At 47.1% G+C, this 16,053-nt stretch carries 17 protein-coding genes; 10 read left to right on the top strand and 7 right to left on the bottom strand.

From position 1 onward, the window contains the following. Window positions 1-91: 91 nt before the first annotated feature. Both M1D59_RS01365 and chbG read right to left on the bottom strand, forming a co-directional pair. A complete protein-coding gene (locus tag M1D59_RS01365) occupies window positions 92-1,465 on the bottom strand; it encodes a PTS transporter subunit EIIC (protein WP_458117727.1) in 1,374 nt (457 codons plus the stop codon). A 13-nt stretch (window positions 1,466-1,478) separates the two neighbouring features. Next, window positions 1,479-2,219: a chitin disaccharide deacetylase gene (chbG, locus tag M1D59_RS01360; protein ID WP_458117726.1), complete on the bottom strand. Its 741-nt coding sequence runs from the start codon at window positions 2,217-2,219 to the stop codon at window positions 1,479-1,481. Between the two features lie 211 nt (window positions 2,220-2,430). Here chbG and mmuM point away from each other — a divergent pair, with 211 nt between their 5' ends. From mmuM to M1D59_RS01345, 3 genes are read left to right on the top strand one after another with little or no spacing between them, the layout of a single operon-like run. Further along, window positions 2,431-3,378, top strand: coding sequence for a homocysteine S-methyltransferase (gene mmuM / locus M1D59_RS01355; protein WP_023857745.1), 948 nt, complete (start codon window positions 2,431-2,433; stop codon window positions 3,376-3,378). Next, on the top strand, window positions 3,378-4,832 hold the full coding sequence (gene mmuP, locus M1D59_RS01350) for an S-methylmethionine permease (protein WP_020449975.1): 1,455 nt from the start codon (window positions 3,378-3,380) through the stop codon (window positions 4,830-4,832). Before mmuM ends, mmuP begins: the two co-directional genes overlap by 1 nt. A gap of 26 nt (window positions 4,833-4,858) precedes the next feature. Then, the gene (locus M1D59_RS01345) at window positions 4,859-5,239 is read left to right on the top strand and encodes a DUF2512 family protein (protein WP_003178548.1); all 381 of its coding nucleotides are present in this window, start codon (window positions 4,859-4,861) and stop codon (window positions 5,237-5,239) included. A gap of 34 nt (window positions 5,240-5,273) precedes the next feature. On the opposite strand, the gene M1D59_RS01340 is transcribed toward M1D59_RS01345, so the two are convergent. Further along, on the bottom strand, window positions 5,274-6,161 hold the full coding sequence (locus M1D59_RS01340) for a Vgb family protein (RefSeq protein WP_458117725.1): 888 nt from the start codon (window positions 6,159-6,161) through the stop codon (window positions 5,274-5,276). Window positions 6,162-6,503: 342 nt separating this feature from the next. Here M1D59_RS01340 and M1D59_RS01335 point away from each other — a divergent pair, with 342 nt between their 5' ends. Continuing rightward, on the top strand, window positions 6,504-7,268 hold the full coding sequence (locus tag M1D59_RS01335) for a sulfotransferase family 2 domain-containing protein (protein WP_458117724.1): 765 nt from the start codon (window positions 6,504-6,506) through the stop codon (window positions 7,266-7,268). A gap of 154 nt (window positions 7,269-7,422) precedes the next feature. After that, on the top strand, window positions 7,423-8,190 hold the full coding sequence (locus M1D59_RS01330; RefSeq protein ID WP_020449972.1) for a SurA N-terminal domain-containing protein: 768 nt from the start codon (window positions 7,423-7,425) through the stop codon (window positions 8,188-8,190). 50 nt (window positions 8,191-8,240) lie between these two features. Here the strand turns inward: M1D59_RS01330 and M1D59_RS01325 are convergent, their stop codons facing one another. From M1D59_RS01325 to M1D59_RS01315, 3 genes are read right to left on the bottom strand one after another with little or no spacing between them, the layout of a single operon-like run. Beyond that, window positions 8,241-9,296, bottom strand: a complete 1,056-nt coding sequence (locus M1D59_RS01325) for an iron-containing alcohol dehydrogenase family protein (RefSeq protein ID WP_020449971.1) — start codon at window positions 9,294-9,296, stop codon at window positions 8,241-8,243. A gap of 17 nt (window positions 9,297-9,313) precedes the next feature. Beyond that, window positions 9,314-10,429, bottom strand: a complete 1,116-nt coding sequence (locus M1D59_RS01320) for a saccharopine dehydrogenase family protein (protein WP_458117723.1) — start codon at window positions 10,427-10,429, stop codon at window positions 9,314-9,316. After that, a complete protein-coding gene (locus tag M1D59_RS01315) occupies window positions 10,426-11,118 on the bottom strand; it encodes a class I SAM-dependent methyltransferase (RefSeq protein WP_051303797.1) in 693 nt (230 codons plus the stop codon). The genes M1D59_RS01320 and M1D59_RS01315 overlap by 4 nt, the downstream gene beginning before the upstream one ends. A gap of 111 nt (window positions 11,119-11,229) precedes the next feature. Between M1D59_RS01315 and M1D59_RS01310 the strand changes: the two genes are divergently transcribed. Continuing rightward, window positions 11,230-12,276, top strand: a complete 1,047-nt coding sequence (locus M1D59_RS01310) for a helix-turn-helix transcriptional regulator (protein ID WP_224066835.1) — start codon at window positions 11,230-11,232, stop codon at window positions 12,274-12,276. Between the two features lie 122 nt (window positions 12,277-12,398). On the opposite strand, the gene M1D59_RS01305 is transcribed toward M1D59_RS01310, so the two are convergent. After that, window positions 12,399-12,866, bottom strand: a complete 468-nt coding sequence (locus tag M1D59_RS01305) for a helix-turn-helix domain-containing protein (RefSeq protein WP_025810853.1) — start codon at window positions 12,864-12,866, stop codon at window positions 12,399-12,401. A 252-nt stretch (window positions 12,867-13,118) separates the two neighbouring features. Here M1D59_RS01305 and M1D59_RS01300 point away from each other — a divergent pair, with 252 nt between their 5' ends. The 4 genes from M1D59_RS01300 (at window position 13,119) to M1D59_RS01285 (ending at window position 16,037) form a co-directional block, all read left to right on the top strand. After that, the gene (locus M1D59_RS01300) at window positions 13,119-13,955 is read left to right on the top strand and encodes an AraC family ligand binding domain-containing protein (protein WP_212110273.1); all 837 of its coding nucleotides are present in this window, start codon (window positions 13,119-13,121) and stop codon (window positions 13,953-13,955) included. Then, window positions 13,952-14,860, top strand: coding sequence for a DMT family transporter (locus tag M1D59_RS01295; RefSeq protein ID WP_328031606.1), 909 nt, complete (start codon window positions 13,952-13,954; stop codon window positions 14,858-14,860). The genes M1D59_RS01300 and M1D59_RS01295 overlap by 4 nt, the downstream gene beginning before the upstream one ends. After that, window positions 14,857-15,276 (top strand): DUF2000 domain-containing protein, encoded by a 420-nt coding sequence (locus M1D59_RS01290; protein ID WP_025810856.1) that lies wholly within the window; start codon window positions 14,857-14,859, stop codon window positions 15,274-15,276. The genes M1D59_RS01295 and M1D59_RS01290 overlap by 4 nt, the downstream gene beginning before the upstream one ends. A 296-nt stretch (window positions 15,277-15,572) precedes the next feature. Further along, on the top strand, window positions 15,573-16,037 hold the full coding sequence (locus M1D59_RS01285; protein ID WP_145929780.1) for a hypothetical protein: 465 nt from the start codon (window positions 15,573-15,575) through the stop codon (window positions 16,035-16,037). Window positions 16,038-16,053: the final 16 nt, after the last annotated feature.

Below are 16,053 nucleotides of genomic sequence, written 5' to 3'. Positions count from 1 at the left end.
TATCATAACGCCTCACGCTGCTGGAGGTGCAAGCTTATTTTTCGCTGACTCGTGATTTTTCCAAAAGGTACGGGACAATCAACTCCAGTTTTTAATCCGGCGGAGTCTCCCCGATTAAGTTCTGCAAATCTTTTTTCACATTCCCAGCATCCGTTCCGATCACAATCTGGATATGATGCTGGTCAATTTTGACCACACCGTGCGCTCCTAATTGCTTTAATTGCGCTTCATCCGCCAAGGACGTGTCTTTTAATTTCATTCGCAAACGGGTTATACAGTTTTCGCAAGTCACGACATTCTCACGGCCGCCGATATGCTTAAGAATGCCTGCAGCCATAGACTGATGCAGCCGGTTTCCTTCAGGTGTTTCCTGTTCCCTTCCGATCACCGGAATGTTTCGCTTTATAATCACAAAGTAAAACGTAACATAATAGAGAGCAAAAAAGGCAAGGCCGACGGGTATGATCCATAATCCGCCGTCTGATAAATTAAGGTTCAGCAAATAATCGATTGCGCCTGCTCCCCATGAGAAGCCGTGACGAATCCCAAGCATACAGAGCACCGCTCCGGCAAGTCCCGTATAGACCGAGTGAAGAAAGTACAATAAAGGCGAAGTAAATAAAAACGTGAATTCAACTGGTTCCGTAATCCCGGTGATCAGTGATGTGGCTGCTCCTGAAGACATGAGCGCTTTCGTTTCCTTTTTTCTCGTTCTGGCTGCATGCGCGATTGCCAAAGCGATCGCCGGAATGCCAAACATCATCGTGATAAAAAAGCCGCCGAGAAAGTAGCCGGCTGTCGGGTCTCCATTCAAAAACCGCGTAATTTCCCCTGTCACCGCTTCGTCGGATGCCGTCTCATAGCGCCCAAGCCCAAAATAAATATACGTATTCATGACATGGTGAAGGCCGAACGGCAGCAAAAACCGATTCAGAAATCCGAATACAAACACCCCGAAAGCGCCAAGACCTACAAGCGACTGGCTAAAAGTGTCGATCGCCGCTTCTGCATAAGGCCAGACGATTGAAAAAAAGCCTGCCACCGGAATCGTCACCAATACGATCATCGTAATCGGAAACTTCTCTCCGCCAAAAAATGAAAACATGCTTGGCAGTTTCGTATGTTGAAACCGGTTATAAATGAAAGCCGCCATCAGGCCGGCGAGCACCCCGCCGAAGACGCTCATATCAAGATCAGGATTCAAGATGCCGAGCCCCTCTTTTAATACGGTTATCGCCAAATATCCTGTCAGCGCAGGAATTCCTTTATCTTTTGAACGGGCAAAGCCCATGGCGATGCCGATTGCGATCAGGACATCCATATTGTTCAATATCACGCCTGACGCTTGAAAAAGCGGTATATTCAGCATATCTTCCGCAGAAAGACGCAGCAGCAGGCCGGCGATCGGAAGAACGGTAATCGGAATCAGCAAAGACTTTCCCAGCAGCTGAAAAATATGTTTCATTCCGGCATTCTCCTTATGTCAAATTCCTAAATGATACGAGCTGGACATCAGTAAGCTTATTCAAACGGATGACAACGTCCGGATCGGTTAAAAATTCAAGTTCATCGACTCTCGGATAAGTATAAGAAGAGTTCGTCAAAAGCTCCTTATCGAGGTATGCCGGGTGGGTCATGACCTCCACAGTATCATGCTCTTCAAACAGTTCAGAGACGGCTTCTTCATCCTTTAAAGCCGCTTCGAGGACAGGTGAAAAAAAGTCTGTTGTTTTCACTCCTTTCTCCGTGATCACAGCACTCTCCATATTGCGCCTGACAGGCAAACGGTACTCTTTGGCGAGCGTCAAAAATGCGTCTGAGATGCCCGGGGAAGCGTTGATATGATGGTGGCTGTCCAAATGATCGGGTTCCAAGCCCATGTTGATGCATGTTTCAATCTGCGCTTTCCACTCGCGGTATACTTCATCAGTATTAATTGTAAAAGCACCTTGATAAAATGCGAGATTGCGAAAATTCCCCTTTGCATCGACGATCGTCCGGTGATCAGACAAAAGCGGTCTTCCGCAGGTCAGCACCAAATGTACGCCGATCCCGAGCCCGGGCGATTCGCGAGCCAGCCGCGCCGCATGACCTGCGCCCGGCATATTTGTCATGAACGTCGCTGATGTTAAAATCCCCAGCTTATAGGCATCAATAATTCCATAGTTCACGCCTCTTGAATATCCAAAATCATCAGCATTGATAATCAGTTTTTTCATCCATCCAATACCCCTTATCAGTCTTTTTTTAAAAAAATATGCGGAGACGTACCGTTTTACCCTAAATAGAAAACGACAAAAGCTACTAGTAAAAACTGATTTTTGGTAGATTGACAAAAGCTACTGAAGTCTTTTAAACTATTTTTCATATATTTTTAAAAACTCTAAAAAAGGAGGCCGGGGTCTCAAACGACAGATCCTCAACAATGAGATGACCAATCCGATCCAATCGATTTTAGAACAATTTCCTATCATCACACTTGACGGCGCGATGGCCACCGAGCTTGAACGGTACGGCTGTGATTTGAACGACAGCCTGTGGTCTGCAAAAATGCTCATCGAAAACCCCGAGCTTATCAAACAAGTGCATCTGGATTATTTCCGTGCGGGGGCCGATTGCGCGATGACAGCCAGCTATCAGTCGACGGTTGAAGGTTTCACAAAACGCGGCCTCAGTGAACAAGAAGCGCTCCACCTTATCCGGGAGTCTGTACGTCTTGCTGTAGAAGCACGCGATGAATTTTGGGCGGTTCCGGAAAACCGCAAAGGCCGGCCCAAACCGTTTGTAGCCGCTTCAGTAGGCCCTTACGGCGCTTTTTTAGCGGATGGTTCCGAATATCGGGGGGATTATGACGTCACAGAAGACGAATTGGCCGATTTTCACAGGCAGCGAATGGCCGCTTTAATCGATGCAGGCGCCGATATGTTAGCCTGTGAAACAATACCGTGCCTTTCAGAAGCAAAAGCAATCGTTCATTTATTGAAAGAATTCCCTGACACACATGCGTGGATCAGTTTCAGCGCTAAAGACGGACGTCATATCAGCGACGGCACGAAAGCCGGCGAATGCGCGAAATGGCTCGATCAGCATGACCAGGTTGCGGCAGTTGGCGTAAACTGTACGCGGCTGGAGCATGTCTCTTCGCTCATTGGCGGCATCAAAAAGCATACAGCTAAACCGATTATCGTCTATCCGAATTCCGGTGAACAGTATGATCCGGAGACAAAAACATGGCATGGTGCGGCATGCAAAGCTTCCTTCGGAGAAAGCGCCCGCAGCTGGTACAACCAAGGAGCACAGCTGATCGGCGGCTGCTGCAGAACAACACCTGAAGACATAAAAGCCGTCGCCGACTGGGCGAGAAAGCTGGAGATATGATGGAACAGTCAAACAACAATCGTCAGAACTTTCAAAGAAAAATGCAAACGAGACACCTGATCATGCTCTCCTTGGGAGGCGTTATCGGCACGGGTCTTTTCTTAAGTTCCGGCTATACGATCTCACAGGCGGGTCCTGCCGGAACGATTTTAGCCTACTTAGTCGGGGCTCTGATCGTCTACCTTGTCATGCTCTGCCTCGGCGAATTATCGGTCGCCATGCCTGTGACCGGATCGTTTCATATGTATGCCTCTAAATTCATCGGGCCGGGCACCGGATTCACCGTCGCCTGGCTTTACTGGCTGACCTGGGCTGTCGCGCTGGGTTCGGAATTTACCGCTGCCGGGTTATTAATGCAGCGCTGGTTCCCCGATACTTCGGTGTGGATGTGGAGCGCGGTTTTCGCTGCACTGATTTTCGTGTTCAATGCTGTCTCAGTGAGATTTTTTGCCGAGTCCGAATTTTGGTTTTCGAGCATTAAAGTGCTTGCCATTATATTGTTTATTATTTTAGGCGGAGCGGCGATATTCGGCATCATCCCGCTACAAAATACAGATTCCGCACCGCTTCTTTCAAACTTTGCAGGAGAAGGCGGGCTCTTTCCGAACGGTTTCCTTCCAATTTTTATGGCGATGCTCTCCGTGAATTTTGCGTTTTCGGGTACGGAGCTGATCGGGATTGCCGCCGGAGAAAGCGCCGAACCGGAAAAGAACATTCCAAAAGCGATCAAGACAACACTCTGGAGACTGGTGCTTTTCTTCATCGGAACGATTTTCGTGCTCTCATGCCTCATTCCGGTCAAAGAAGCCGGTGTGATCAAAAGCCCGTTCGTCGTCGTTTTTGACCGTATCGGTGTTCCATACGCGGCCGACATTATGAATTTTGTGATTCTGACGGCTCTGCTTTCCGCGGCCAACTCAGGCTTATATGCTTGCTCCCGGATGCTCTGGTCACTGTCAAAAGAAAAAACGTTACACCCCGTTTTTCAAAAGCTGACTTCACGGGGAATTCCGTTGAACGCGCTGATTTTCAGTATGATCGGCGGCATTCTGTCGCTGCTCTCCAGTGTTTTTGCACCTGATTCCGTCTATATCGTTCTTGTATCAATTTCAGGCTTTGCCGTTGTTGCCGTCTGGATGAGCATTGCAGCCTCGCAGTTCATGTTCCGCAGACGCTTTTTGGCTGAAGGAAACACCGCAGACGGCTTAAAATACCGGACACCGTTTTATCCGGCAGTACCGATTGCCGCTTTTCTATTATGTCTGGCATCCTGCATCGGCATTGCCTTTGATCCGAACCAAAGAATCGCCCTTTTTTGCGGTGTTCCATTTATGGCGTTATGCTATATCATCTACTATGCAAGAAACAGAAAGAATGGCGGAAAAATGTCTGAGCCCGTTAAAAAAGCAAGTTTGCATGTTTCGTTTTCTGAATACGAGGAAAAGAAAAACTAAAATCTCGTATAAAGGAGCGAATTGTTATGGAACATGTGAAAGCCCTTGCCATTAAAGGCATCATGACAATTGTGATACTGTACCTTGTTCTCGGGCTCGGGTTTAGTTTCAGTTTTGAAAACACCCTCTTCATCACAATTGTTCTTGGCGCGGTATCCTATTTGCTGGGTGATTTGTTTATTTTGCCGAAGACCAATAACATCACAGCCACTTTAGCCGATTTAGGCGTCGCTTTTCTTGTCGTTTGGCTGATGGCTCTTGCGATGGGAACGGCTGCAAACACCGCTGCATTGGCCGCGTTTTTTGCAGCAGTCGCTATGGCAATCGGTGAATACATTTTCCATTTTTACTTGATGAATAAAGGCCTTGGCTCTCCCAACCGCAGAATGGAAACGAGAACGGAATAATATATAAAAAAACGTCCAGCAAACTGGACGTTTTTTAATCAAGAATAGAGATTTTCCCAATACGGCCGCACTCTTCTGCAAACCAGATCGATTGGGCTGGTCCGGCCGCTATCCCGTGCGGTTCAGACTCGGCCGTCGGAATTGGATATTCCGTAATATCCCCGTTGACTGTAATGCGGCCGATTTGACCCGCACCCCATTCCGTAAACCACAGGGCACCATCGCAGCCGGCGGTAATCGCGTGCGGGCGGGCATTGGCTGTCGGAAGCGGGTATTCGCTGATCTTCCCTGAGACCGCAATTCTCCCAATTTGATTTCCGTTTATTTCTGTAAACCACAAAGCTCCGTCCGGGCCTGCAGTGATTCCGACCGGTCCGGATTGTTCTCCAGGAAGCGGATACTCGCTGATGTCTCCATCTGCCGTTATTCGCCCGATGGAGCCGCTTTGATTTTGTGTAAACCAGAGTGCATCGTCTGCTCCCCTTGTAATAAATGACGGGAAGGCTCCCGGTTTGGGCAGTTTATATTCAGTGATTTCGCCTGAAGATGACAGCCTGCCGATTTGATGTCCGGCCATATCGGTATACCACATGGCATCGTCACAGCCTACGGCGATCCCAAACGGGGCAGTATCTGGAGGAAGGGCATACTCGGTTATTTCCCCTTGAGGCGTCATTTTTCCGATTTTCCCCGCTTTATACTCCGTAAACCATAGCTCACCGCTAATCCCGGGAGTAATAATCGAGGCGCCTGCGCTCTTCGTCGGAATCGTATATTCGGTAATATCTCCAGACTCTGTGAGCATACCGATCCGGTTTCCCTTTTGTTCAGTAAACCAAATGCGCCCGTTTGCACATACGGCGATCCCGTACGGACCCGACTCGGGGTCGGGAACGTGATATTCAGTCATGCGAATCTGCATGAGCGACCCTCCCTTTATTCCATTTTCCTTGAGCATCTGACCTTTCAGAACGCTCCCAGGCATTTCTCATTTTCATGTTACCTCAGGCGGAGCATGCAGTGAAACAGAAAGTTCCATTAAATATAAACTGTACAGGCATGCTCTAGTATCATAAGATTGTTTTAAAGCATAAACTTATTTTTCTATATATGGTTCAATAAGGAACCGTCTGCCAGATCTTATCATTTTGAAATATATTCATATTATCGCCCTATCAATTCATTGGTGACGGCATACTTTGTGTATAAAGGCAACCGCTGTCTCAGGCGGACCAAAACAAAGAAAGAAGTGGATGTGTTCTGCATGTTTGAAGATGAGAGACTGAATCGCTTGATTTACCTTTATACCCCTCTTTTTGCGAAAGATTTTCCGATCATTCTGTTCTGGATTCCAAAAAGCGGCTGCACGACTCTGAATCGCTGGTTCTTTTTCCAAAACGGACTGCTTGAAGATGTTGGCCGAAGATGCGCGGGGGAGGTTCATCACTACAGAAATACGATCTATACGCAGCAGCCGGATTATGTGAAGGATCTTCTGGCAGAATTAAGAGAGGGAAAAAAGGACACTTACAAGCTTGTGCGCAACCCTTTCCGGAGAGCAGTCAGTTCCTTTCTGGCGGCAATTTGCTCCCCGAATTTTATCTGTCTGTTCAACAGTAACATGAATACAGGGCTGTCTTTCACCCAATTCTTGCATCATTTAAAAGATTTGGGGCCGGAAATCAGCGCCATTGACCGGCACCTTGGTCCTCAGTATCTCGAAGGAGAAGAAGAGTTTGTCACCAATTATATTTACCTCGAGCAATTCAGCGCGCAAATCAGAGAGATTGAAAACAAATACAAATTATTGAAATCTCCGATATCACAGCTGTCGAAATCACCGCACCATCTTTCCGATACTATGCTCAAAAAAGGAAAATTCGCGGACACCGTTTTCACCATGTCATCCTTCGACTGGGTGTTACCGACTTTTGAGAGCTTTTACAATGACGAAACAAAAGAGCTGGTGCAGGAGATATTTGCGAAGGACTTCGAAGTCTACGGCTTTGATTCGAAACATATCAAGTAAACCGGAACTCGGCCATCACATTACGATCTCCTTTCAATTCGATTACATTTTGGAAAATTGATTCCAAATGGTTTCTTTTTTAGAGCCGATCGTTTAGAATGCCCACTAAAGGTCATTTTAAGATTCACTTCTGTTTGAAGAAAGGAGATATATTATGAAAAAAGGCATATCATCTCTCATGATCGGATTATTGGCTGTCGTATTGGGCGCCTGCACTTCAAATCATGATGATCAGCAATCCAAGGCAAACAATCAAGAAAAAACAGCCCAAAGCGGGCAGCAGGATCAAGAAAAGCAAATGAAAGCCATGCAGAAAAAGCTTGATCAGCAAAAAGTCGATGATACAAAAACAGTGGCTGTCGTTAACGATGAAAAGATCACAGGCAAGGACTATAACAGCGTATTATCAACCGCACAAATGCAGTATCAGCAAACAGGACAGGATCCGACTTCAAAAGATGCGGCACAGCAAATCAAAAAGCAGGCCATCGACAGCCTGGTCGGACAGGCTTTAATTACCCAAGAAGCGGACAAAAAAGGCTACAAAGCATCTGAGAAAGAAATTGAAAAACAGCTGGACGAAAGCAAAAAGCAGTATAAAAATGAACAAGATTTTGAGGAAGCTGTCAAGAAAGCCGGCTTAAACATGAACACGCTGAAAAGTGACATTGCCGACAATATCAAAACAGAAAAATATATTGACAAAGAACTGCCGGCAGATCAGGTCACAGACAAAGAAATCAAAGATTACTATGATCAATTTGCCGCACAGCAAAAAGACAGCGGACAGAAAAACACACCTGCGTTTGACGATGTCAAGAAACAAATCCAAGACATGCTCAAACAGCAAAAAAGACAGGAAAAACTCGGACAGCAGGTTGAAAAACTGAAAAAAAGCGCCGATGTGAAAGTGGAAATTTAACAAAGTCAGCCATCCGTTACAGGATGGCTGACTCGTTTTATTTATCAGGTTTATTCAAGCGACTCTATCGCCGCCATCACATCAGCTTCATGAAAAGATCCCATCAGACATAAAGATTCATCCGGACGCACGGCATGAGCGGCAACGGTCCGTTTTGCCTCTTCAACGTTTTCTAAAATGCCTAAATCGCTAAGTCTTTTCGGAAAACCGAGCCCTTCATAAAAGGGAATCAGTTCGGCAATTTCATCTGTCCGTCCTTCTAAAGCAAGCTGCACGAGTATCCCGTAGGCTACCTTTTGGCCATGCAGCACACGATGGGTTTCGGGGATGAACGTTAAGCCGTTGTGGATTGCATGGGCTCCGGCCATTCTGCCATAGCGTCCCGCATATCCGCCTACTGTGCCAGCCAGCGCGATAACCGCTTCGAGGACATGTGCGAAAGATGAGGAGGTTTCGCCTTTTTCAAGACTTTCTATGGCTTTCAGACTTTCTGTCAACAAAATATCCCGAATATAGACAGACTGTCTCAGCCCTGTCTGAACCATGATGGAAAGCGAATCGGCCGTATTTCTGATGATCGCTTCGGCCTCATACCATTTCGCAAGCGTATCACCGATTCCGCTTTTCACATAAGCGACCGGCGAAGAAAGGAGAAGCAGCGGATCGACCAGCGTCAAATAGCTTGAGCGCTTATGGTATTGGACGCCCGAAAAGTTGCCGTCATCATCATAGATCACGCTTAACGGCGTGCTTGCCGCGCATGTTCCCGGGATCGTCGGAATCATCATGACTTCAATGTTCAACAAATCGGCGGCTGCCTTCGCCGTATCTAAGACGGTTCCCCCGCCTATCCCGATGATGACATCTGCCGATTCTGCTGCTTCTGCTGCTTTTTTAATCTTATTTAGGGAACTGCAGCCCGTATGCTGAACGACTTTCCAATCGTTTGGAGGCGTTGTATAACTCGTAAAAGCTTTAAACGATTTGACTCCAGTAATGATGACGGGCCGTTCGAATGCATTCGCAAATGACGGCAGTTCTTTCGCGATCCCCTCTCTGCAAACGTACTGGTTCGGACCGCTTCTGACAATATCTTCAGGCTGCATATTTCCCACTCCTTCTATTATTTTCTAATATTTATCATCTCACTTTCTAACAAGATGTCAAACGATATCACAAACCGGTCACCGGTTTCTTTCTGAATTAAGCAAGACTCTCTTCCTTCCCATTCAAGCTCAAACAGCTGTTCCAAATGAAATATTCCGTGTGGAAAGCTTCCGGTATACAAAGCTGACGCGGCTGCAGCGGCTGTCTGTGCGGTAATGAATGATTCATTTTCGCCGAACAGCGCGATGCCTGTCCCGGTGCTCCGGCCGTTTTTCAATCCTTCAGCATCCACCTTTACCGCGTATTGCGCTGATCCGATGTTGAGCACCCCCAGCATACGGACCGCCAGATTTCGAATTCCCTTATTGTTTAAGAGCTTGACTGCGCCGATTTTTTGCATGGCCGGAATCAGTGCGGTGGCAGGCCTTGAATCAAAGCAAAGCCGGGTAGAAGCAGAAGGGACGGCTAATGTGCCTGGCAATGTCACCTGATCGGAAAAAGGAAACCGGTACGCTGTCCGGCCCCCCAATCGCCCGCCGAAGTTTGTCCGCCGGCCGTCTGTAAAACTGCTGACTTCCATCAAGCGTCCATTTTCTTTCACATCATACACCGTATTCAGATGGTCAACTGTCCACTCGATCGCCGCTTTTCCGTGGCTGTCACCTAAACCGAGCATGATCGCAATATCAATCCGGCTCGTTTCATCGAGAGCCTGGGCGGCTTTCTGCGCAAGTAAATTGGTAAGCCCCGGAGCCAGGCCGACGCTTAATAATCCCGTGCCGCGGCATGCTTCGTCATTCAGCTGTTCAAGCTGAGCCAAAAATGAACCGTTCGCCGTAATGTCGATATAATCCGTGCCGCTCGCCAGACAAGCCTCTGCCAACTCAGTGTTTTCCTGATCGATGCACACGATCACCAGCTTCGTCGTCTTGAGCCAATCCCAGTCAGCCGGTGCATCTCTGTTGAAACGCATCGGCTTCACTTGGCCGCCCGTTTCCTGACTAAAACGCTCGGCGTGATCCAGGTTTCTTCCGGCAGCATACACACGGCCCGGATATTTTTCCCCGAGACTCCGGCAGATTTGGGCGCCGACATGACCGTACCCGCCGATCACGACAATATGTTTCTTCATTGTTTGCCGCCTCCTTTCACAGCAAACCAGCCGTCGATTACATAAGCGCTGAAAAATCTCGTTGCGTTTGTAAAGCCTGCTTTGCCGAGCAGATCCTCCACCTCTGAAGCCGGCACCGGATGAGAGCGGCTGCCGATTGAAGCGGAAAAGCTCTCCCATTCCTGTTCAGAAATCCCGCCTGCCAGCATATGCTCCTTCCAGGCACACATCTGCCACTTGAATGCCTCTGACGTCATGTCGCCTTGAATGGCTGCAATGAAAAACGGAGCGCCATCCGCTAATCTTGAGGCGATCTGCTGCAAAAATTCAAGCTTATGGCGGACAAAGTGAAGCACAAGCATGCATGTCGCAGCATCATATTGAAATCCGCACTCAAGCTGATGTACTTCTCCTTCAATCAGATCGGCTTGAGGCTGAATTCCGGCGAGCTCCAGCCTTTTTCTCGCCAAACCGAGCATGCTGGCAGACGGATCGACTCCTGTAAATGACCAATTCGGGTGTCTTTTTGCAAGCGTCACGAGCTCCTGCCCACCTCCGGCCCCGACGACCATCACATTAGCCGCATCTTCAGAAAGCCGGACCGTCAACAAGCGATCCATCATATCGTAGAGCATTTCATAGCATGGGATTTTTAAAGGGATTTTCTTTTCGTATTGATAGACATCAGGATGATTCCAGTCCATGTTCATGACAAGCCGTTCTCCTTTTAGTAAAATTAATTAAGAATTGTTCTCAATTATAAAGGAGTTTCAACAAACCACCATCCCTTAAACCTGGGATTTTTAAAGAGGAGGACCGACATGAACCGGCCGTTAAAAGACATACTGAACGAACTGCAGCGCACAACCCGTTCTTCGCCCCAATATATCGAAGCCATGCTGTCTGCATTAAAACAGGCGATTCCGTTTGATGCATCATGCTGCACGGCTGTAGACCCCAAGACCTTACTGTCCATCGGAGCCGTCACAGACGATCAAATTGAAGCGATCCATCCGCAATTATTCGAGCTTGAGTACACGCAGGAGGATGTGAATCGATTCGAAGCCTTAATTCAGACACGACAGACAGCGGCTATATTAAGTGAATCGGTCAAAGGAGACTTCCGGCAAAGCAAACGCTACAGCAACATTCTTGGGCCTGCAGGCTATGAAGATGAATTGCGCGCCGTTCTGCTCAGCAAGGGGGAGTGCCGGGGATACCTTACCCTGTTGAGGAAAAGAGGACAGCCGCTATTTACAGAAAAGGATAAGAGCTTGCTCGCTTCACTCGCACCGCTTATCGGCCGGCACCTTCAGCAATTCAGACACCACCTGTCAAAAAAAGACGTGTTTCACATGAAACATGTCGGAGGCATTCTGATTTTGTCGGAAGACCTGCAGCCCTTGTCATGCAACCGAGCGGCCCTCCATTGGCTAAATATCTTGCGCGGCTGGGAAAGGATCGGCAGCGATGCCGTGCCGAGACCTGTCCGGGCCGTCTGCACGCGGGCAGCGGCTGAAACTGCCGATCCGGCAAAAACGGTCATCTCGATTCCGGGTCATTCCTGCCTATCCATTAAAGCGAGTCGTTTAGACGGCTTTGGTCCATCAGGCCAGATCGCCGTTTCATTCGAGCCTGCTTCACCGGCAGAAACCATACCGCTGATAGCAGAAGCCTACAACCTGTCCGACCGGGAAAAAGACATCGTGTACCGGGTCATCCGCGGACTTTCAACAAAAGCCATCGGAGACGAATTGCATATATCGGCTTACACCGTTCAAGACCACTTGAAATCGATTTTTTTGAAGACGGGCGCAGGAAACCGGAGGGAGCTGATGTGGAAGCTGCTTGATGATGTGCTGGAGTGAAAATAAAGCGGGTGGAAAACTGTTCTCAACTCCAATTCCACAGACGAAACACGAAGTGTTTTTCACTATGTCTTATCTTGGAGGAATGAAGACCAGCAAATTCAGAGGACTTAACTTTTTCTTCATTCCACCCCATCCTGTTCATTGAACAGCTCGTCCAAACGCGCCACAGCATCCTGTTTTTCAAAGGTGCTGAACCATAGGTCGTCATACGAATCCAAAATGCGGTAATGGTGAGAAATCAAGTTTTGCTGAAGGCGAAACTCGCCTTTTTTCTCAATGTCCCGCCACCACACTTTTCCGCCGAGCGTCTTCCCTTTTGGTCTGTCGATGCTTCGGTGAGCGACAGTCTCCACCACCTCAAGGGGCTCATCCCCGAGCACGGCCTGCAGCACCTCACTGTTCCGAAAAAGCGCGCATACCGCGACAACATGCGCCCACCCCGCTGCCGACCTGCCCTTTTCAATTTGCACGAGCGTTTTCTTCGACATCCCGAGCACGTTCGCCATTTTCTCCTGCGTATAGCCGCTTTCCGCACGGATTAATCTTAACTTGGATGAAATGAGTTCGGTTATGTATTCTTTATCCATGGAGGAACCTCCGATGTTCTTTTTAGTGTAATATTACACTAAAAGTTACAATGGTTCAATTTTTATGACCCTGTAATTGCTGTCAGTTTAACACTCTCCTTATGATCTTCACCATTGTGATTCCATTCCACGACAGCTTTAAATTGCTCATTCTTTTCACAAAAAATACGATTTTTTCATTAAGCAACATCATACAAGAAATTTCTCAAAAACATGATAAACTTAAACATCATCACACCAAGGAGGCCCGACATGCGAAATGAAACCCGCACGCTTTTCCTCGACCCTGATCTAAATGTTGAAGCCTACCGCTTTAAAGGCATTATGCAGAAGTTTCCGAATCACTTTCACGAGTACTTTGTGATTGGTTTTATTGAGAAGGGGCAGCGCTATTTGCTTTGCAAAGGAGAAGAATACATCATTAATCAGGGCGATCTCGTGCTTTTCAATCCTTATGACACGCACAGTTGCGAGCAGATTGACGGAAAGGCGCTCGATTATCGCTGCATAAATGTGATGCCTGACGTTATGAGAAAATTTGTGAAGGAGATCACCGGAACCGACAGCCTCCCATATTTCACGGAAAATGTCTTGTTCCGTCATGAGCTGAACGCCAGCTTGAAGGAGCTTCACATTCAAATATTGCAGAAAGAAAAAGCCTTGAAAAAAGAGGAGCTTTTTCTCAACCTCCTCGAGGAGTTGATTCGGACGTATTCTGATGTTGCGTTTCTCGAAAATGCGCCTGAACCGTCCGACGAAGTCAAAGCGGTGTGCGGTTATTTGGAATCCCATTACCAGGAAAACATTACGCTTGAACATTTAAGCAAGCTGGCAGGCTGGAGCAAGTATCACCTCCTGCGGTCGTTTACGAAGCAGAAAGGAATTTCCCCCTACAGCTACTTGGAAACCGTCCGTATCAATCATGCGAAAAAGCTGTTGGAAGAAGGCGTAAAACCAATCGATGCCGCTTTCCAAACAGGCTTCAGCGATCAGAGCCATATGACGAAATTTTTCAAGCGGCAGGTCGGGCTGACGCCGAAACAATATATGAAAATCTTTGAATATGACAGGCAGGAGATCAAAAGATGAAGACAAGATGCGAAACCGCCGGACACCTCGCAGCTGTTATCACGATCATCATCTGGGGTACCACTTTTGTCTCGACAAAGGTGCTGCTCGAGGATTTTGCGCCCGTAGATATATTGTTTTACCGGTTTCTCATCGGATTGATCGTGCTGATTATGGTGCATCCGCATGTGCTGACATTCCGGAGCTGGAGGCAGGAAGCGCTGTTTGCGGGAGCAGGCTTATGCGGGGTGACGCTTTATTTTCTGTTGGAAAACATCGCGCTTACCCTTACCTACGCCTCAAACGCCGGCATGATCGTCGCAGTTATTCCGATGATCACCGCGGTATTGGCGCATTTTTTCCTTTCGGGCGAAAAGCTGGAGCCCCGTTTCTTCATTGGATTCGCCGCCGCTTTTACAGGACTTGCGCTCATTTTCTTTAACGGACAAATGATGCTCAAGCTGAATCCGCTCGGCGACATTCTTGCTGCTGCCTCTGCATTCGTCTGGGCGGCATATGCGATTTTGATGAAAAAAATCAGCACATTCGGTTATCATACAATCCAATGCACACAGCGGATCTTTCTGTACGGCTTGCTATTCATGGTTCCCGCTCTGTTCCTGTTTGATTTCCGCTTCGACGCCAGCCCTTTCGCCTCCCCCGCCAATTGGCTGAATATCCTGTTCTTAGGTGCGGGCGCATCTGCGCTTTGCTTTGTGACATGGAACTGGTCGGTCGGTGTGCTTGGGGCGGTAAAAACGAGCGCTTATATCTATATGGTACCCGTCATCACCATTGCCGCATCCGTCGTCATTCTGCAAGAAAAACTGACATGGGTTGCTTTTTGCGGAGGAGCGCTCACATTGGCCGGTCTTTATATTTCTGAATCAAAAACAAAACCTCAGCTGAAGGAGGAACAAATTTGATAGAAGAGACAAAATGCGCATTGATCATCGATGAAAGCCTGCCGCTCGGGCTAATTGCCAATACAGCTGCAATCCTGGGGGCTGCACTCGGCAAAAACAAACCCGGCCTGCTCGGAGAAAATGTAACGGACGGCTCGGGAATCGACCATTTGGGTATCGTCAAACTTCCAATCCCCATTTTAAAAGGCAACGCCGAGCTGCTTCATCAATTAAGACAAAAGCTGTTGACCGACGAATTCAACGATATTCTGACGGTCGATTTCACCGATGTCGCGCAAGGCATTCATACATATGAAGAATTTATTGAAACATTTCAAAGAACCGCAGCTTCCGATTACCGCTATTTTGGAATCGGCGTTTGCGGCGATAAGAAAAAAGTCGCGCGGCTGACAGGAAGCTTGGGGCTGTTGAGATAAACAAAATACGGAAATTGATTTCGCTTCATTTAATGAAGGAGTCAATTTCCGTATTTTTTTGTCAATAGTAAAAAGAGGAACAATTGGGGTTGCAGTTGGAGGAATTATCATAACAACAGCTGGTGTAATTAGCTGGAACTCAGCATCTGAAATCGCTATTGGCACGGCGGTGTCTGCTGTGATATTTAGATAACTAATATCTCATTAATTTCCTTATTTAATGAAAGCTAAATAAATACATATTATAATGTATTTATTCAGTTTTTCAAAATTAAAGTATCGTGGAGGTATTAACATTGAACACAGACAAACAAGTATTCATTGAAACGCAAAAAACAGCCAAAACCCTTAAAACTTACCGCGATAAGAGTGACGAAGAGTTATTAGCCTTTCTCGCTAAACAAGATTCATTAACCTTAAATCAACTGAAAGTCTATTACTCAGATCCTTCATTTGCGCTTCATTATTTCATCAGTGCAGCATTTTTCAGTATAATATTGGCTACCTTCATAACTGCAATTCTTTCTGGTCAAGCAGCTTCGATATTCCCTTTCTTTTCCGGCATCTCCATTTTAATATTAGCTGTTATATTTGTGGGGTGTTTCTTCTGGGTGCTTAAACAGCTTGTCATCCTGAAAAAAAAGCCGATTCAATTCATTACCCACTTTTCCAAGAAAGCCGAGTTTGCACGTATCATAAAAATGATTGATTATGTTTTACAACAAAAATACCAAAAGGTATTGAATACACCGTACCAATAAACTCTCATGTTTTTTA

The organism is Bacillus sp. PK6-026 (assembly GCF_054161455.1).
The sequence above is the reverse complement of the archived record's forward strand: the minus strand, read 5'-3'. Positions and strand labels throughout refer to the sequence as shown.